This window comes from Micromonospora sp. NBC_01655 (genome assembly GCF_026339755.1).
Classification (GTDB): domain Bacteria; phylum Actinomycetota; class Actinomycetes; order Mycobacteriales; family Micromonosporaceae; genus Micromonospora.
Window position 1 is genome coordinate 1,810,198 of record NZ_JAPEQF010000001.1, and the last position, 18,060, is coordinate 1,828,257.

At 72.7% G+C, this 18,060-nt stretch carries 11 protein-coding genes and 1 pseudogene; 4 read left to right on the top strand and 8 right to left on the bottom strand.

All coding sequences use genetic code 11. The features are described 5' to 3' along the window. Positions 1–7: 7 nt before the first annotated feature. Together OOK41_RS08560 and OOK41_RS08565 are read left to right on the top strand one after the other, a co-directional pair. Positions 8–931, top strand: a complete 924-nt coding sequence (locus OOK41_RS08560) for a tetratricopeptide repeat protein (protein ID WP_266263761.1) — start codon at positions 8–10, stop codon at positions 929–931. 68 nt (positions 932–999) lie between these two features. Continuing rightward, a pseudogene (locus OOK41_RS08565) lies at positions 1,000–1,956 on the top strand (arginase family protein); the annotation flags it as partial. A 763-nt stretch (positions 1,957–2,719) separates the two neighbouring features. Here OOK41_RS08565 and OOK41_RS08570 read toward each other — a convergent pair. Continuing rightward, entirely contained in the window at positions 2,720–4,690 is a 1,971-nt protein-coding gene (locus tag OOK41_RS08570; RefSeq protein ID WP_266263763.1) for a penicillin-binding transpeptidase domain-containing protein, read from the bottom strand. A 288-nt stretch (positions 4,691–4,978) separates the two neighbouring features. Between OOK41_RS08570 and OOK41_RS08575 the strand changes: the two genes are divergently transcribed. Beyond that, positions 4,979–10,036: an NAD-glutamate dehydrogenase gene (locus OOK41_RS08575; protein WP_266263765.1), complete on the top strand. Its 5,058-nt coding sequence runs from the start codon at positions 4,979–4,981 to the stop codon at positions 10,034–10,036. A 78-nt stretch (positions 10,037–10,114) separates the two neighbouring features. Here OOK41_RS08575 and OOK41_RS08580 read toward each other — a convergent pair whose 3' ends face one another. Both OOK41_RS08580 and OOK41_RS08585 read right to left on the bottom strand, forming a co-directional pair. After that, positions 10,115–10,837: a class F sortase gene (locus OOK41_RS08580; protein WP_266263767.1), complete on the bottom strand. Its 723-nt coding sequence runs from the start codon at positions 10,835–10,837 to the stop codon at positions 10,115–10,117. A 1-nt stretch (position 10,838) separates the two neighbouring features. Further along, positions 10,839–11,939: a hypothetical protein gene (locus tag OOK41_RS08585; protein ID WP_266263769.1), complete on the bottom strand. Its 1,101-nt coding sequence runs from the start codon at positions 11,937–11,939 to the stop codon at positions 10,839–10,841. Positions 11,940–12,524: 585 nt separating this feature from the next. On the opposite strand from OOK41_RS08585, the gene OOK41_RS08590 reads away from it, so the two are divergent. Continuing rightward, on the top strand, positions 12,525–14,312 hold the full coding sequence (locus OOK41_RS08590; protein ID WP_266263771.1) for a glycoside hydrolase family 6 protein: 1,788 nt from the start codon (positions 12,525–12,527) through the stop codon (positions 14,310–14,312). Between the two features lie 131 nt (positions 14,313–14,443). On the opposite strand, the gene OOK41_RS08595 is transcribed toward OOK41_RS08590, so the two are convergent. From OOK41_RS08595 to OOK41_RS08615, 5 genes are all read right to left on the bottom strand, one after another. After that, complete coding sequence (locus tag OOK41_RS08595; protein ID WP_117670736.1) at positions 14,444–14,812, bottom strand: hypothetical protein; 369 nt, start codon at positions 14,810–14,812, stop codon at positions 14,444–14,446. Positions 14,813–14,992: 180 nt separating this feature from the next. Further along, positions 14,993–15,232, bottom strand: coding sequence for a hypothetical protein (locus tag OOK41_RS08600; protein WP_266263774.1), 240 nt, complete (start codon positions 15,230–15,232; stop codon positions 14,993–14,995). Positions 15,233–15,234: 2 nt separating this feature from the next. Then, positions 15,235–16,437 carry a helix-turn-helix domain-containing protein gene (locus OOK41_RS08605; RefSeq protein WP_266263775.1) on the bottom strand — a complete coding sequence of 401 codons (1,203 nt, stop codon included), beginning with the start codon at positions 16,435–16,437 and terminating at the stop codon, positions 15,235–15,237. Further along, on the bottom strand, positions 16,424–16,594 hold the full coding sequence (locus tag OOK41_RS08610) for a hypothetical protein (protein ID WP_165878205.1): 171 nt from the start codon (positions 16,592–16,594) through the stop codon (positions 16,424–16,426). The genes OOK41_RS08605 and OOK41_RS08610 overlap by 14 nt, the downstream gene beginning before the upstream one ends. A gap of 185 nt (positions 16,595–16,779) precedes the next feature. Further along, complete coding sequence (locus OOK41_RS08615; protein ID WP_266263777.1) at positions 16,780–17,973, bottom strand: helix-turn-helix transcriptional regulator; 1,194 nt, start codon at positions 17,971–17,973, stop codon at positions 16,780–16,782. Positions 17,974–18,060 lie beyond the last annotated feature (87 nt).

Genomic DNA, 18,060 nt, shown 5'->3' on the forward strand with positions numbered 1-18,060 from the left:
GGTAACCATGAGCGACCCACGGATCACCTCGTCGATCTTCACCCGCGGCGCGGTCGACCTCAGCGCACTGCGCGGCACCGCACCGGCCCCCACCCGTTCCAGCACACCGGCCCAGGCCGGCCCGCCCCCCGGTCTGCCGGGCGGCGTCGCCACCGGCGGCGGGGCCGCCGTGATCGACGTGACCGAGGCCACCCTCCAGTCCGAGGTGCTCGAACGCTCCGTGGCCCTGCCCGTCGTGGTCTTCTTCGGCGCGGCCGGCTACCCGGAGAGCGACCAGTTCGCGCCGGTGCTGGAGCGGCTGGCGGCCGAGGATGGCGGCGCGTGGGTGCTGGCCCGGGTCGACGTCCAGGACAACCCGCGCATCGCCCAGATGTTCCAGGTCCAGGGGATCCCCACCGTCTACGCGGTCGTCGGCGGCCGGCCGGTCGACGCGTTCTCCGGGGTGGTCCCCGAGGCCCAGCTACGCCAGTGGATCGGCGCAGTGCTCAAGGCCGGCGGGGTCACCGTCGCCGAGCCGGAGGACCCGCGCCTCGACGAGGCCGACGACGCCCTCATGAGCGGCGACCTGGACGCCGCCGAGCAGGCGTACCGGAAGATCCTCGCCGAGTCGCCGGCGGACGCCGCGGCCGAGGCCGGGCTGGCCCAGGTCGGGCTGGCCCGCCGGGTCGCCGGTGCCGACCCGGGCGCGGCGCTCGCCGCCGCCCAGGCCGACCCCGACGACGTCGCGGCACAGCTCCTCGCCGCCGACGTCGAGGTGCTCAGCGGCATGGCGGAGCAGGCATACCAGCGCCTGGTCGGCCTGGTCCGGCGCACCGCGGGCGACGACCGGGAGAAGGTACGCCAGCACCTGGTGGGCCTGTTCACCGTCGCCGGGCCGGACGACCCCGCCGTCGCCTCCGCCCGCCGGGCCCTGGCCAGCGCCCTGTTCTGAGTTCCGCCGCACGCCAGCGCGGGCCGGCGTTCGCCGGCCCGCCCGACCCACGAGGACGGGAGCCCAAGATGCGCCGGATCGCCGTCCTCGACGCGCCGTCCAACCTCGGGCTGCGCCCGCCCACCCCCACCGCCGTCCCCGGCTGCGGCAAGGCCCCGGGGGCGCTGCGCGACCAGGGCCTGCTGGCCCGGCTGCGGGCCCGCGACGCCGGCTGCCTCACCCCGCCCCGGTACGACCCGGGCGACTGGCGCCCCGGCGACGGCGTCTGCCACGCCCCGGAGATCGCCGCGTACTCGGCCGCGCTGGCCGACCGGATCGGCTCGATCATCGACCGGGGGGAGTTCCCGCTGGTGCTCGGCGGGGACTGCTCGATCCTGCTCGGCTCGGCGCTGGCCATGCACCGGCTCGGCGAGGCGGTCGGCGGGCGGATCGGGCTCGTCTTCGTCGACGGCCACTCCGACTTCCGGCACCCCGGCAACGCCTCCTACGTCGGGGCCGCGGCGGGGGAGGACCTGGCCCTGGTCACCGGGCGGGGGCAGGCCGACCTGGCGGCGATCGAGGGGCGCAGGCCGTACTTCCGGGACATCGACGTGGTGGTCCTCGGCATCCGGGCGCAGGACGAGTACCGCCTCGACCTCCAGGCCGCCGGGATCACCACCCGGCCGGTGCCGGCGCTGCGCGCCGAGGGCGCGGCCCGCACCGCCCAGTGGGCGCACGAGGAACTGGCCGACTGCGCCGGTTACTGGGTGCACGTCGACGTGGACGTGCTCGACCCGGCGGTGATGCCGGCGGTCGACGCCCCGGACCCGGGCGGAATCGCCTTCGCCGAGCTGGAGATCCTGCTCGCCGGGCTGGTGGACACCCCGCACTGCCTCGGCGTCGAGCTGACCGTCTTCGACCCCGACTACGACGCCGACGGCGCGTACGCCGCCGAGATCGTCAACACGGTGGTGGCCGGGCTGGCCCCGGTCACCGCCCCGAGCGCGGTGCCGCCCCGGCTGCTGCCGGCGGCCCCCGGCCCGCGCCGCCCCTCGGCCAACCGTCCCCTCCGGTCCGCCGCCTTCCCCGGGTCGGCGGTCCTTTCCGCGTCCGGCGCCTTCCCCGGGTCGGCCGCCTTCCCGGCCGAGGCGCCGCACCGGGCCGAGGCGCCGTACCGGGCCGAGGCGCCGCACCGGGCCGAATTGCCGCACCGGGCCGAGTCGCCGTACCGGGCCGAGGTGTCACACCGGGCCGAGGCGCCGTACCCGGTCGCATCCGGTGTGGCCGCCGGGTCGGTCGCCCCCGCAGGCCCCGCCGATCCGGGCACCCTTGCCGGACCGGCCGACCCCGTCGCCGGAGTGGCCGACCCCGTCGCCGGGCCGGACGAAGCGGACGGACCGACCGACCCCGTCGATCCCGTCGCCGAACCGGACGAACCGGACGGGGCGGGGGATCCCGTCGGCTCTACCGATGGCGGCGCGGGGCCGGTGCTGGAGCCCGTCGGGCCGCCGGCCTCGGTCGGGCCGGGCCTGCTGCGCCGTGTGCCGGCGCTGGCGCCGGGCGACAGCCTCCCCGGGACGGAGGACGACGCGCAGTCCACCGCCGGGATCGCCTGACGCGCTCCCGGTCCACCGCCATTCGTCCGTCGCGGTCGACGCCGCGATCCGGCACCCCATCCACCTTGATCGTCACCAGGTCACTGACAACGGGGGCCCAAGCGCGCCGGATGCCCCGTTGTCAGTGACCTGGAGTTGATCAAGGAGTGGGCGCGCGGCTGGTGGGCGTCGTCGGTGCAGTGCCGGTGGGCGGTCAGGAGGCGGCGAGGGCGCGCAGGAAGCGCTCGCTGACCGGCACCGCGCTGGCCGCGCTGGACCCGCCCTGCTCCACGAAGACCGCGAACGCCACGTCGCCCTGCCAGCCGACGAACCAGGAGTGGGTGTGCGCGGGGTTGTCGTCGTACTCGGCCGTGCCGGTCTTGCCGTGCACCGGGCCGCCGGGGACGTCCTTGAGGGCGGTGGCCGTGCCGGCGGTGACCACCTCGCGCATCATGGTCCGCAGCGGCTGCACCGACTCCGGCTTCAGCTCCGGCCCGGCGGGCGCGGCCTTGGCCGGGGCCGGGTCTCCGACCAGCTTCGGCTGCTCCCAGCGGCCCCGGGCGACGGCGGCGGTGGCGGCGGCCATGGCCAGCGGGCTGACCACGGTGGTGCCCTGCCCGAACGAGGCGGCGGCCTGCTCGGCCGGCGTTCCGTTGGCGGAGACCTTGCCGGTGAACGCGTCCACGCCGAGGTCCCACTCGGCCTCCAGGCCGAGCGCCCGCCCGGCCTGGGCGAGGCCGTCCGCGCCCAGCTTCGGGGCGAGCGCGGCGAAAGCCGTGTTGCAGGACTTCGCGAAGTCGGTGCGGAACGGCACCGAGCCGAGGGCGAAGTTGTCGGAGTTCTTGAACGACCGGCCGTCCACGGTGAAGGTCTTCGGGCAGGCGACGGGGCCGTCGAGGGTGATCGCCCCCCGGTCCAGCAGGCCGAGGGCGCTGACCATCTTGAACGTCGAGCCGGGCGGCACCTGGGCGGTGAAGGCCAGGTTCTCCCCGGCCGCGCCCGGCCCGTTCGCGGCGGCCAGCACCGCGCCGTCGCTGATCCGTACGGCCACCAGGGCGGACCGGCGCTTCTCGGCGCGCAGCGCGGCGTCGGCGGCGTTCTGGGTGGCCACGTCGAGGGTGGTCCGCACCGCCTGGCCGGGCGTCGGCTCCTGGCGGAACAGCTCGGTGCCCGTCGGCACGACGGTGCCGTCCGGTCCCGGCCGCTCGCTGATCACGGTGAGCCCCGGCGCGCCGCGCAGCCGCTCGTCGTACCGGCCCTGGAGGCCGCCGTGGCCGACCAGGTCGCCCTTGCGGTACCGGTCCGGGTGGGCGGCCAGGTCGTCGGCCTGGGCCTGGTCCACCGAGCCGAGCAGCGCCCGGGCGAACTCGCGGGTGGGGGCGAGGTCGAGCTTCTCCGCCCGGAACTTGGTGCCGGGCAGGTCGTAGACGCGTGAGCGGATCTGCCGGTACGCCTCGTCGCGCAGCGTCACCACCTCGACGAACGCGTCCGGGGCGGCCTCGGCGAGGCGCTTGGAGAGGTCGGCGAGGTCGACCGGCGGGGTGATCGCCGGCCGGATCGCCCGGAACGCGGCGTCGAGCTGCCGGGTCACGGCCTTCACGTCGGTAACCTCGCTCGGTTGCAGCCCGACCCGGACCACCGCCCGGGGTGCCACGATCGGCTGGCCCGCGCCGTCGAGCACCCCGGCCCGGGGCGCGGCGACGCGGCGCACCGCGAGACGGTCGCCCGGGGTGAGCTGCTCGTGCACCACCCGCGGCTCCCAGATCACCTGCCACTGGTCGTCGCCGCCCCGGGTGAGCCGCACCTGCCGGTCGTACCCCCAGCGGGTCCCGCCCGGCAGCGTCCAGTCCACCCGGACGCCGGCGGTCGCGATGTTCGCGTCGACCTTCGGGTCCTCGGTGCGGCGCAGCGCCGGTGGGGTGGCCGCCAGCTCGCCGGACAGCTCCCGGATCTCCCGCGTCACGTCGGCGGCGGGCAGCTTCCTCCCGGCCGGGTCGACGAAGCCGACCGCCTGGAGGTCGCCCTTGCCCCAACCGGCCAGGAAGGCGTCCACGGCGCGTTCCGGGCCGTCCTCGGTCGAGCAGCCGGCCAGCGCGCCGGCGGCCAGCGCGGTGGCCGCGAGCGCCGCGACGAGCCGGCGGGAACGCGGGTGGCGGGGCCCACCGAGGGGATACGACAGACGCATGGAGCCGTCCTTTCGGATCTCGGGCTCCCGCCACGGTAGTACGGCCCCGTCCGACCCACTGTCCCGCCCGGCCCGCCACGTGCGCAAAGAGGGCTCGGCGAAGGTGTGATGAACATCCCGAGCCGGGGTACTCCCCAGCCGGCCGACCACGTATCTGCAACGGGTGAAAGGACAGAGTCCCGAACCGGAAGTCCGGCTGGTGGTCCGCCGACGGAGGCACGGACCGACAGGGCCTAGGCTGGGCGGCAGAGTGACCCACAACGCGGTGGGTCGAGGGGAGTGGCACCGATGGACCGGCGTCCGGCGATCAAACCGGGACCCGACCTCCGGCAGGATGACACCGGCCGGGACGACAACTTCGATTCGGCGACCGACGGGGACGGCTTCGGCCGGCTTGACACAGGAGTGACCGGGGTGACCGGTTCGAGCATCGACACCATCTATGATCTCGGGCTGCCCGCGGAGGCGCTGACCGACGACGTGGAGGACGCCGAGCTCGACGAGCCGGTGCCGAACGCGGAACGCCTGGTCGCCCAGGCGGTCGCGCTCGCCGGCGACGACCACGACGCGGCTACGCTGGTGGGCCGCTTCTGGCGGTTCGCCCCGGACGAGGAACTGATCGGGTTCACCGCCGAGGAGATGCTCGACGCAGCCCGGGCGCACTGGGACCTCGCCCGCCAACGGGTGCCGGGCGAGCTGAAACTACGGATCCACGAACCGGACGCCGACCAGCACCACACGGTGATCGAGATCGTCACCGACGACATGCCGTTCCTGGTCGACTCGGTGACCGCACTGCTCAACGCCCACCACCTCGACGTGCACCTGCTGGTGCACCCGCTGGTGGTGGTCCGCCGGGAGCCGCTGGGCCGGTTGACCGAGGTCTCGGCCGACGTGGAGCCCGACGACGCGGTCGCCGGGGACCTGGTCGAGAGCTGGATGCGGATCGAGATCGACCCGGTCCGCGACGCCGGCGAGCGGGAGAAGCTGCGCCGCGAGCTGCAACGGGTGCTGACCGACGTGCGCGAGGCGGTCGAGGACTGGCCCAAGATGCGCCAGCGCGCCCTGGCGCTGGCCGACGAGCTGGCCGCCGCCCGGACCGCCGACAACCGTCCGCCAGTGCCGGAGAAGGACATCACCGACTCGGTGGAGCTGCTGCGCTGGCTGGCCCACGACCACTTCACCTTCCTCGGTTACCGTGAGTACCGGCTGGTGGACGCCCCCGGCGGCGAGGGCTCGGCGCTGGAGGCGGTGCTCGGCACCGGCCTGGGCATCCTGCGCTCGGACTCCCCGGAGGCGCGGGCGCTGTCCTCGATGACGTCCGAGGCGCACGAGAAGGTGCTGGAGAAGCGCCTGCTGATCATCACTAAGGCGAACTCCCGGGCCACCGTGCACCGCTCGGCGTACCTGGACTACATCGGCTTCAAGATCTTCGACGAGGCCGGTCAGGTGGTCGGCGAGCGGCGCTTCCTGGGGCTGTTCTCCACGGCGGCGTACCGGACCAGCGTCCGGGAGCTGCCGGTGGTCCGCCGCAAGGTGGCCGAGGTGCTGGACCGCTCCGGCCTGAGCCGACGCAGCCACTCCGGCAAGGACCTGCTCCAGATCCTGGAGACGTATCCGCGCGACGAGCTGTTCCAGATCAAGACCGAGGACCTGTACCACGCGGTGATCGGCGTGTTGCGGATGGCCGGCCGCCGGCAGCTACGGGTCTTCCTGCGCCGGGACGCCTACGGGCGGTTCATCTCCTGCCTGATCTACCTGCCCCGGGACCGGTTCACCACGCAGAACCGGCTGCGCATGCAGGACATCCTGCTGCGCGAGCTGAACGGCGTCGGGGTGGACTACACCACCCGGGTCACCGAGTCGATGCTGGCCCGGGTGCACTTCATCGTCCGCACCGACCCGACCCGGCCGCCGGGCGACATCGACGCGGACCTGCTCGCCGAGGAACTGGCCGACGCCACCCGGCTGTGGGACGACGACTACCGGCTGGTGCTGGAGCGCAAGCTCGGCGACGAGCAGGCCAAACACCTGTTCAGCCGGTACGCCGACGCCTTCCCGGAGGGCTACAAGGACGGGCACACGCCGTACGAGGCGATGAAGGACCTGGCGAAGCTGGAGCTGCTGGAGGAACCCGGCCAGCTCGAGATGCACCTGTTCCGCAAGCAGCTCGCCCCGCGCGGCAACGGCGCCGGCCGGGGCGCGGACCTCGACGAGGCGATGGACGTCCGGTTCAAGGTCTACCGGTACGGCGAGCCGATGGTGCTCTCCGCGGTGCTGCCGGTGCTGCACTCCCTCGGCGTCCGGGTGGTCGACGAGCACCCGTACGAGGTGGACCGGGTCGACGGCCGGGTCTACCTGTACGACTTCGGCCTGCGGCTGCCCGAGGAGCACCAGGACCTGGCCGAGGTGCGCCCGCACGTGGAGAACGCCTTCGCGGCGGCGTGGCGGGGCGAGGCCGAGGTCGACGGCTTCAACGAGCTGGTGCTGCGCGGCGGGCTCACCTGGCGGCAGGTGGTGGTGCTGCGGGCGTACGCGAAGTACCTGCGGCAGACCGGGGCGGTCTTCTCCCAGGAGTACATGGAGCAGACCTTCATCGCGTACCCGCGGATCACCACGCTGCTGGTGGAACTCTTCGAGGCCCGCTTCGCGCCCGGGGAGTCGACCATCGAGCAGCGCCGCGAGCGCAGCGGCGAACTGGTGACGGCGATCGGCGCCGCGCTGGACGACGTGGCCAGCCTCGACCAGGACCGGATCCTGCGGTCGTACCTGACGCTGATCCAGGCCACCCTGCGCACCAGCTTCTACCAGAAGCCGATCGGCGGGCGGCCGAAGGCGTACGTGGCGTTCAAGCTGGACCCGCAGGCCATCCCGGACCTGCCGGCCCCGCGGCCGAAGTTCGAGATCTTCGTCTACTCGCCCCGGTTCGAGGGCGTGCACCTGCGGTACGGGCCGGTGGCCCGGGGCGGGCTGCGCTGGTCCGACCGGCGGGAGGACTTCCGGACCGAGGTGCTCGGCCTGGTCAAGGCGCAGATGGTGAAGAACGCCGTGATCGTGCCGGTGGGCGCCAAGGGCGGCTTCGTGCTCAAGCAGAAGCCGGGGGACCGGGACGAGGCGGTCGCCTGCTACCAGGAGTTCGTGGGCGCGATGCTCGACGTCACCGACAACATCGTCGCCGGCGAGATCGTGCCGCCCGAGGACGTGGTCCGCCACGACCCGGACGACCCGTACCTGGTGGTGGCGGCGGACAAGGGCACCGCGACGTTCTCCGACATCGCCAACGAGATCTCGGCGGCGCACAACTTCTGGCTCGGCGACGCGTTCGCCTCCGGCGGCTCGGCCGGGTACGACCACAAGAAGATGGGCATCACCGCCCGGGGCGCCTGGGAGTCGGTGAAGCGGCACTTCCGGGAGCTGGGGCACGACACCCAGACCCAGGACTTCACCGTGGTCGGCGTCGGCGACATGTCCGGCGACGTGTTCGGCAACGGGATGCTGCTGTCCGAGCACATCCGGCTGGTGGCCGCGTTCGACCACCGGAACATCATCCTCGACCCGGATCCGGACGCCGCCACCTCGTACGCCGAGCGCAAGCGGCTGTTCGGGCTGCCCCGGTCGTCCTGGGAGGACTACGACCGGTCGCTGATCTCCGAAGGGGGCGGGGTGTACCCGCGCGGGGCGAAGTCGGTGCCGGTGTCGCCGCAGGTCCGGGCGGTGCTCGGGCTGGACGACGACGTCAGCCAGCTCTCCCCGCAGGAGCTGATGAAGGCGATCCTCACCGCGCCGGTGGACCTGTTCTGGAACGGCGGCATCGGCACGTACATCAAGGCGTCCAGCCAGACCAACGTGGAGGTGGGCGACAAGTCCAACGACGCCATCCGGGTGGACGGCAAGGCGCTGCGCTGCCGGGTGGTCGGCGAGGGCGGCAACCTCGGCTGCACCCAGCTCGGGCGGATCGAGTACGCCCTGGCCGGCGGGCGGATCTACACCGACTTCATCGACAACGCGGCCGGGGTGGACTGCTCCGACCACGAGGTGAACATCAAGATCCTGCTCAACACGGCGGTCGCGGACGAGGCGCTGACCCGGCCCGAGCGTGACGAGCTGCTGGCCGGGATGACCGACGAGGTCGCCGAGCTGGTGCTGCGGGACAACTACGACCAGGCCCGGGCGATCAACAACTCGCAGGCCCAGGCCGCCTCGCTGCTGCCGGTGCACCGCCGGATGATCAGCGAGCTGGAGCGCTCGGGGGCGTTGGACCGCGCGCTGGAGGCGCTGCCGCCGGACGACGAGCTGGCGGTGCGCACCGAGTCCGGGCTGACCGCGCCGGAGTTCGCGGTGCTGCTGGCGTACGTGAAGATCGTGCTGGAGCGGGAGATCCTGACCGAGGGCCTCGCGGACGAGGAGTGGACGACCGACGTGCTGGTCAACTACTTCCCGACCCCGATGCGGGAACGGTTCGCCGACCGGATGGGCCAGCACCGGCTGCGCCGGGACATCGTGACCACCGTGCTGGTGAACGAGGCGATCAACCGGGGCGGCATCTCGTTCGTGTTCCGGGTGGTCGAGGAGACCGCGGCGTCCGCGGCGGACGTGATCCGGGCGTACGTGGTGGTCCGCGAGGTGTTCGGGTTGCGCGAGCTCTGGGACGCGGTCGAGTCGCTGGACAACAAGGTCGACCCGGAGTTGCAGACCGCCGTCTACCTGGACACCCGGCGGTTGCTCGACCGGGCGGTGCGCTGGCTGGTGACCAACCGGCGCTCGCCGATCGACGTGCCGGCCGAGACCGCCCGGCTGCGCGACGGGGTGGCCCGGCTGCTGCCCGGCCTGGAGAACCTCTTCTACGGCAGCGAGCGGGAGGCCATCGCCGCGCACATCGACGAGATGACCTCCCGGGGGCTGCCGCGCGACCTGGCCGAGCAGGCGACCCGGCTGATGTACAGCTTCGGCCTGCTCGACGTGGTGGAGACCGCGGCGAGCACCGGGCGGGACGTCGGCGAGGTGGCCTCGGTCTACTTCGTCCTGTCCGACCGGTTCCGGGTCGACTCCCTGCTGTCGAAGATCTCCCTGCTGCCGCGGGAGGACCGCTGGCAGACGCTGGCCCGGATGGCGCTGCGTTACGACCTGTACGCCGCGCTGGCCGCGCTCACCGCGGAGGTCCTCGGCTCCACCCCGGACAGCCTGCCGCCGCTGGAGCGGGTGTTGCAGTGGGAGCAGTCGAACGCCACCTCGATCCACCGCGCCCAGCGGGCGATGGGGGAGTTCGACGAGTCCCGGGCGGACCTCGCCGCCCTGTCGGTGCTGCTGCGCCAGATCCGTACCCTGGTGCGGACCTCGGCGGCCTGAGCCGCCCGGAAAGCGCCGCGGCCGGTCGGTGTCCCCGATCGGCCGCGGCGCTCCCCGTGGGTCGGCCGTGCCCACTTCTCAGCCGGTCATCGTCGCGAAGGCGACGACGTTGTCCCGGTAGCTGCCCGCCTTCTCGTCGAACTGCCCGCCGCAGGTGACGACCCGCAGGCCGGCCCGGTCGTTCGGTCCGTACACCAGTTCGGTGGGAAAGGCGGTCTTCGGGTACGCCTTGACCTCCTCGACGGTGAAGGCGACCTGGCTGCCGTCGTCCCGCGACACCGTGATGGCGTCGCCCGGCCGGAGCGAGCCGAGTTCGAAGAAGACGGCGGGACCGCCGACCTTCGCCGAGTCGACGTGCCCGACGATCACCGCGTTGCCGGTCTCGCCGGGGCTCGCCCCCGGGGAGTACCAGCCAGCGCTCAGGGCCTGCTCCAGCGGCGGGACCTGGACGGTGCCGTCGGGGTTGGTGCCCAGCGTCATGATCGGGGCGTCCACCCCGATCCGGGGGATGGCGATGGTGGTCGGCGTGGCTCGGCCCAGCCCGGCCGCCGGCTGTCCCTCGCCGGCCGGCCCGGTGTCGGGGTCGACGGAGTTCTGGTCGACGCCGGTGTCGGTGGGGCCGGCGGTGGCGCGGACGTCCGGGCCGGCCTGCGACAGCGGTTGGGGCGGGTGGGGCGCGGGGGCGCTGCGCAGGGAGGCACCCACCAGGCCGGCGCCGACCATCGCGAGCATGACGACGACGGCCGCGCCGGCGGCGCGCCACGGTCTCCCGTGACGGCCGCCGGCCGGTGTCGCCGTCACGTCAGACGAGGGACCCATTGGCCCGACGCCGCCGAATCAGCACGATGCCGCCGAGCGCCGCGGCGCCCAGCATGCCCGCCCCGGTGGTGGCCATCCCGCGGTCGGTGCCGGTGGTCGCGCCGCCGTCACCGCCCTCGACGTGGCCGCGCGGCAGCACGACCAGCTCGCCCTCGCCGCAGGAGCCGTGGAGCTCGTAGCGGCCCGGCTCGGCGTCCTCGGCGACCTCGGCCTCGCCGAAGTAGACGAAGTCCTTCTTGTGCTCCCAGGACCGCTCGTCCTCGCCCTTACCCGAGTCGTTGCCGTACCCGGAGTCGTTGCCGTACTCCGAGTCGTTGCCGTACCCGGAATCCTTGCCGTGCTCCGAGTCCTTGCCGTGCTCCGAGTCCTTGCCGTACCCGGAGTCCTTGCCGTACTCCTTGCCGTGGTCCTTCCCGGACTCCTTGCCGTGGTCCTTCTCGGACTCCTTGCCGTGGTCCTTCTCGGCCTTCTGGTCGTGCTGGTAGCCGCCCCAGTCGTCCTCGCCGTAGGAGTCGGCGGCGGCGCCGCCGCCCTTGCCACCCTGCTCCTCGCCGGGCTTGCCCTGGTCCTTGCCCTGCTCCTCGCCGGGCTTGCCGTGTTCCTCGCCGGGCTTGCCCTCGTCCTTGCCCTGCTCCTCGCCGGGCTTGCCGTGTTCCTCGCCGGGCTTGCCCTCGTCCTTGCCCTGCTCCTCGCCCGGCTTGCCGTGTTCCTCGCCCGGCTTGCCGTGTTCCTCGCCCGGCTTGCCGTGTTCCTCGCCGGGCTTGCCCTCGTCCTTGCCCTGCTCCTCGCCCGGCTTGCCGTGCTCCTCGCCCGGCTGCCCGTGGTCCTTCTCGGCCGCGCGCAGCTTGACCTTGCCAGTGACCTTGGACCAGACGAAGGCGTGCTCCTGCCGCTCCGAGCAGACCTCCAGCAACTCGACCTTCTCGCCCGCCTTGACGACGTGCGGCTTGGCGTAGACCTTGCCGTCGCGGGACTCGCCGTCGTGGTGGCCGTCCGCGAACGCGATCCCCGGCGCGAACACCAGCAGGGACGCGCCACCGAGAGCGGCACCCGCAACGACCTTCCCGAGCATCTTGTTTGCCATGACCTGCGTCACTCCATCCCTTTTCGTCCTGAGCCCGACGTCAGCCGGGCTACTCAAGACGTTAGCCCGGTTCGCGAGCTATAAGGGGAAAGATTCGTGTTTTACGCATTCCTAGGTAATCGAGTGGAAGGTGTCACAAGAGCGCTTCGTCGGTGCCTGTCGGGGGTTGTCGACCATGAAGAGGGTTGCGGGCCGGCTGCGCGTGACGCCCCCTTTCGGGGGACAGGGGCACCCGCGCCCCGGGCTGTCACCAGCGGCATCATCTCGACCCGGCGCCCTGGACGTCCTGTTCGGCCCTGTCGAACGAGTATCGAACCATTGCCATGGAAGCGCTCCCATGCAAGAATTCCCTCACGCGGTACGGGGAGCCACACCGCGCAAGGCAGATGTCGAGGGCACCGGTGTCACCGGACGACGTCCGCCGCCCGACCGGCCGTTCGTGTGCCGGTCGTGCACCACCACCACACCGCCCGTCCGGGTCGGGCAACCCGAAATCCCCCCGTGGCGCCGTCGATCGTCCGTGCCGGACGACGGGCGCCGTTCCGCCGGGCTGCGAGTCCGGTCTCGCCCAAGGAGATCTGTGGCATGAGTATGAGGAAGAGACTGTCCGGCCACCGCCGGGCGCTCGCACTGTCCGGTGCGGGTGTCCTGGTTGCCGGCGGCCTGGTGACCATCCCGGTCACCGCGGCCCAGGCCGCGACCCAGTGCAGCGTCGACTACACCACCAACGACTGGGCCGGCGGGTTCACCGGCAACGTCACCCTCAAGAACCTGGGTGACGCGGTCACCTCCTGGAGCCTCGGATTCACCTTCCCGAACAGCAGCCAGCAGGTCGTGCAGGGCTGGTCGGCGAAGTTCAGCCAGACCGGGCAGAACGTGACCGCCGCGAACGAGTCCTACAACGGCTCGATCGCCAGCGGTGGCAGCGTGACGTTCGGCTTCAACGGCTCGTGGAGCGGCAGCAACCCGAAGCCCACCTCGTTCACCCTGAACGGCGTGGTCTGCAACGGCACCACTCCGCCGACGACCACCCCGCCCACCACCACTCCGCCGACCACGACGCCGCCGACGACCACCCCGCCGACGACGACGCCGCCCACCACGACCCCGCCGGGGCAGAAGGTGGACAACCCGTACCTGAACGCCAAGGGGTACGTGAACCCCGAGTGGAAGGCCAAGGCCGAGTCGGTGGCCGGCGGCAACCGGGTGTCCAACAACCCGACCGCCGTCTGGATCGACCGGATCGCCGCCATCAACGGCACGTCGGGCAGCAGCTCGAACGGCTCGATGGGCGTGCGTGACCACCTGGACGCCGCGCTGGCCCAGGGTGCGAACTACATCCAGTTCGTGATCTACAACCTGCCCGGCCGGGACTGCGCCGCCCTCGCCTCGAACGGTGAGCTGGGCCCGAACGAGCTGCCCCGCTACAAGGCCGAGTACATCGACCCGATCGCCGCGATCCAGGGCGACGCGAAGTACAAGAACCTCCGGATCATCAACGTCATCGAGATCGACTCGCTGCCGAACCTGGTGACCAACACCTCCGGCCAGCCCGGCGGCACCGCGATGTGCGACACGGTCAAGGCCAACGGCGCCTACGTCAACGGCGTCGGCTACGCCCTGGCGAAGCTGGGCGCGATCGGCAACGTCTACAACTACATCGACGCCGGCCACCACGGCTGGCTGGGCTGGGACAGCAACTTCAGCCCGAGCGCCACGATCCTGCGCGAGGCCGCCGGCGCCTCCGGCAGCACCCCGGCCAACGTGCACGGCTTCATCGTCAACACCGCGAACTACTCGGCCCTTCGGGAGCCGAACTTCAAGGTGACCGACACGGTGAACGGCCAGACCGTCCGCCAGTCCAAGTGGGTCGACTGGAACTTCTACGTCGACGAGCTGTCCTTCGCCCAGGCGTTCCGCAACGAGCTGATCTCCAAGGGCTTCGACTCGAAGATCGGCATGCTGATCGACACCTCCCGCAACGGTTGGGGCGGCACCGCCCGGCCCGCCGGCCCCGGCCCGCTGACCAGCGTCGACACCTACGTCAACGGTGGCCGTGTCGACCGGCGGATCCACGCCGGCAACTGGTGCAACCAGTCCGGTGCGGGCCTCGGTGAGCGTCCCAAGGCCGCGCCGGAGCCCGGCATCGACGCCTACGTCTGGGTGAAGCCCCCGGGCGAGTCGGACGGCTCCAGCAAGGAGATCCCGAACAACGAGGGCAAGGGCTTCGACCGGATGTGTGACCCGACCTACACCGGTAACGCCCGCAACGGCAACAGCATGAGCGGCGCCCTGCCGGACGCCCCGATCTCGGGTGCCTGGTTCGCGGCGCAGTTCGCCCAGCTCATGCAGAACGCCTACCCGGCGCTCTGACACTCCACCAGGCACGCCTGCCGGCCGCTGGCGAGGAGTGAGGCACTCTCAGCGGCAGGTTTCCCCCGGGCCCCTGGCCCGACCGGTGACGGTCGGGTCAGGGGCCCCCGCCTCGTGCGGAGCGGGCGGGGTCAGGGAACCGTCCGTTCCACCGCCGCCCGGCCCTGCTCGGCCAGGTCGCGGCGGGCCCGCTCGACGTTCTCGGGGGTCGGGTCCTGACCTCGGGCCAGCACCAGGTCCTCCGGCTCCCACGGCTGCTCGGCGCCGGTGCGGATGTTGTCCCCGCCGGCCCCGGCGCCCGCGCCGTACGGGTCGCCGAGCAGGTCCTCGGTCGAGCCGGCACCCTCCGGCACGTCCCCCGGCCCGCCGAAGGGCGGGGTGTCCCGGTCGGCCCCGCCACCGGTCGCCAACTGCGGGACCGTGCTCTCGTCGTCCACCGCCGCGGCCACCTCGGGGCTCTCCTCCAGCGGTCGGCCGGCGTTCGGCTCGCGATCGGTCATGCTGCTGCCCTCCCGTGTCCCGGGTGTCTGCCTGATCCCCCCGGCGTACCCCGCTGGGCCCCGGGCATGCCGACGGCGCGGACCGGGGCCCGACGCCGTGGGGGAGGGGCCCGTCATCCCCGGCCGTGGTCCCGGGTCGGCTCGGCCGGGCGAGTGGGTCGGATCGGGTGCCGTTCGAGATCATCCGGCCTGCGGAGGGTCGTCCGGGTCGAGTGGGGCCGGCGGGGTTGCCGTGTTTCGCCGCTGTACGTCTTCGGCGGCGCGTAGGACGTTGCGGGCGGTGGTCGCCAGCGGACAACCCGGAGTCCGGCAGATCGGGCAGCGGCCGTCGGGGTTGGGTCGGTGGGCGCGGAGGATCGCTCGGGCGGTGAGGGCCAGCCGGTTACGGATCTGCGCCAGGGACAGGAACGGCGCGGTCATCCTCAGGTCACCCCGAGGGTGATGGCGAGCTGAATGATCGTGGCCGGGGCGTGCGGGTCGCGCGCCACCCGGGCGACCACGTCCCGCCCGGCCGGCCGGTAGCGCGGCTCCGCTGGTGCGATGCGGTCGGCGTCGACCAGGACGCGGCCGGCGTTGGCCGGGTCGTCGGCCTGGAGGTAGGCGCGGGCGGCGTCGAGCAGGTGAGCGGCGCGGTGTTCGGCGGGCAGCCACCGCCAGGCGTCCCGGCTGGTCGTCTTCTCGTGCCAGGCGACCGCCTCGCCTGCGTCGCCCAGTTCGAGGGCTGCGGCGACCCGGGCCAGGTCGACCGCTGTCGGCCCGAACGCGGTTCGGTGATGGTCGTGACCCTCGCCCACCCGCAGCGCCATGTCGGCGGCCTCGCCGATCAGTTCGTCGGCGGCGTGGTCGTCGCCGTGGCGGGCCGCCGCCAGGGCGGCCTGGACGAGCAGCGCCCCGCACAGCGACAGTTCGGCCGGGGTGCCGTCGTCCGGGTCGGGCGGGGCGATCCGGTACGCGGCGGCCAGCGCCGTCGACATGGCCGCCCGCGCCCGCCCCGAGGCGCGCAGCACCTCGCCGAGTTGCACGGCGGCGGCGGCGACCAGCACCGGATCGCCGGTCGCCACGGCCACGGCCCGGTCGGCGGCCAACCACGCCAGGTCGGCCTCACCGAGCTTCACCAGCAGCGATGCGGTCACCCGGTACGCCTCGACCAACAACGCGCGGCCCGCCCCCGGGTCGTCGGCGTGGCAGCGCTGCGCATTGGCCAACACGCCCGGCACCAGCGCGATCACCTGCGGATACCGGGCGTGCTGGAAGGTGGTCCATGCGTGCGCGACGTCCCCCGCCACCCGATCCGCCGGCAACCCGGGCCCGCGTGCCGCCGACCGGCACAGGGCGATGTCGTACGTCGAAAGGGCCGCCCGGATCCGGTCCACGCCCTCGGCGCACCGGGTCACGTCGGCGGGCCGGGCGTCCCGGCCGAGCAGCACGGCCGTGTCGATCCGCAGCACGGCGGCGATGGCCTGGAGGGTCGACACCTTGTCGAGGGCGCGGACGCCGCGTTCGACCTTGTCCACCCAGCTCTTCGACTTGCCGAGCCGGTCGGCGAACACCTGCTGCGACAGCTTCCGCCGCGCCCGCCAGTACGCCACCCGCCGACCGATCGGCAGGCGGTCACCGCTGTCCACGCCGCCACCGCCGATCCGGCACCGCCCGGGTGGTCTCCTCGACCGGTATCCGATCCGCCTCGGCCTGCGCGAGGAGGCGTTGCTTCGCCGCTTCTCGCTCCGCCTCCTGGATCTGCTCGCCACGGCTCTGTGCTGGGTCGCCTTGGGTACCGTCCACCTGCGTCCTCCCGCGAGGGGCGCGGCGGCGGTGCTCTTGGAAGGACCGACCGCCGCCGCGCCAGATGAGGGGCGCGGTTCGTGGCAGAACCGGTACTGACAGCTACCTGCCGATCGCGCCCGTAACCGCACGTTACGAGCGTTGATCAGGCATGACGGTGATGGTTTGTACCTCTGCGACTACTATCAGTTGATACCCATTGCGAGCGCCAACTCTCGGGCGTCCTCACCGGTCGTCCCGCGCCGGCCCGCCAGTTCCAGCGTGGCTGCTCGCGCGAAGGGGTTGTACCGGACGGTGTCCACGCTCTCGCGGAGGCCTCGCCCGAGCAGGTGCACGGCGGCGATCTCCTCGCGACGCGCCAGATGTGCCCGGGCCGCATCGATCAGAGCCGCAGCGCGACGGGTCCGGGATGGCAGCGCCGGGTAGTCGATTGTGGCCGCACGGCGGATGGCCTCGCCCGGCCGGCACAGGTCCGACTCCATCGTTGCTGCGGAAACCGCGCATACGGTCTCTCCGAACATCAACCAGGGATGTACGTAGCCACTGCCGAGTCGCCTGGTGGCCCCCTCGGCGAGGTCCCAAGCCCGCCACGCCTGTCCAGCCCGGCCGGCTTTGCTGTGCCCGAGTGCCACTCCCAGGTGCAGTTGCCCCCAGCGGGCAAGCGGGTCAACGCCAGCGTCGGAGTCGAGGACGGCCAGCGCCTCCATCAGTACCTGCTCCGCCTCCTCGATCATGTTCGACGAGCGGTATACGTGTGCGTAGTACCAAGCGGCAGCGGCGATGGCGCCCGGGTCGTCAGCTTCCTGCGCGGCGGCCATGGCACGGTCGGCTGCCAGCCACACCAACTCGGGGTGCGGCTGGTGGGCAAGGTACAACTGGGCAAGGTGGTAGGCGCGGGCCAACTCGACCAGGGCGTGTCGCCGCTCGACACCCTCCAGTCGCCAGGCGCTACGGCGCGCATCGTTGAGCAGGCCGGGTAGCACCCCGGCAATGGCGGTCCGCTCCGTGGAGGATCCATGCCAGATGCGCCACGCCTGGTCAACCAGGCTGGTCAACGTCTCTACCGGGGTCGGAACGCCGGCCGGGACGGCGGAGCGCTGCATGACAGCAGCGATCCGACTGATGTCGGGGTGCCCGGCCTTCGTGACCGAAGCGACCGGAAGAGACTGTTCGCCGGTCAGATCGGCCAGGTCGGAGATACCGAGCACTTCGGCGAGACGAAGCAGCATCGGCAGCCGAGGGACGAGCAGACGGCCCGCTTCCAGTGCCTTCACCCACTCGCCGCTGCGCCCGACGAGTCCGCCGAGGACTGCTCTCGTCTTGCCGGCTCGCTCGCGGTGGGCACGTAGACGTGCGCCAAACGTCTCGGCATCGCTCATGGCGTCGCTCCCCAGGTGGCGGGCTCGGTGGCGGCACCGCCGGCTGTACCGGGTGGGCCACCACTTCGGACGGTACACCGACCGGGT

What these genes read in the sequence shown, in the direction of transcription:
- OOK41_RS08560 (WP_266263761.1), top strand. Translation starts at nt 8, where the DNA reads ATGAGCGACCCACGGATCACCTCGTCGATCTTCACCCGCGGCGCGGTC.
- OOK41_RS08570 (WP_266263763.1), bottom strand. Translation starts at nt 4,690, where the DNA reads ATGCGTCTGTCGTATCCCCTCGGTGGGCCCCGCCACCCGCGTTCCCGC.
- OOK41_RS08575 (WP_266263765.1), top strand. Translation starts at nt 4,979, where the DNA reads ATGGACCGGCGTCCGGCGATCAAACCGGGACCCGACCTCCGGCAGGAT.
- OOK41_RS08585 (WP_266263769.1), bottom strand. Translation starts at nt 11,939, where the DNA reads ATGGCAAACAAGATGCTCGGGAAGGTCGTTGCGGGTGCCGCTCTCGGT.
- OOK41_RS08590 (WP_266263771.1), top strand. Translation starts at nt 12,525, where the DNA reads ATGAGTATGAGGAAGAGACTGTCCGGCCACCGCCGGGCGCTCGCACTG.
- OOK41_RS08595 (WP_117670736.1), bottom strand. Translation starts at nt 14,812, where the DNA reads ATGACCGATCGCGAGCCGAACGCCGGCCGACCGCTGGAGGAGAGCCCC.
- OOK41_RS08600 (WP_266263774.1), bottom strand. Translation starts at nt 15,232, where the DNA reads ATGACCGCGCCGTTCCTGTCCCTGGCGCAGATCCGTAACCGGCTGGCC.
- OOK41_RS08615 (WP_266263777.1), bottom strand. Translation starts at nt 17,973, where the DNA reads ATGAGCGATGCCGAGACGTTTGGCGCACGTCTACGTGCCCACCGCGAG.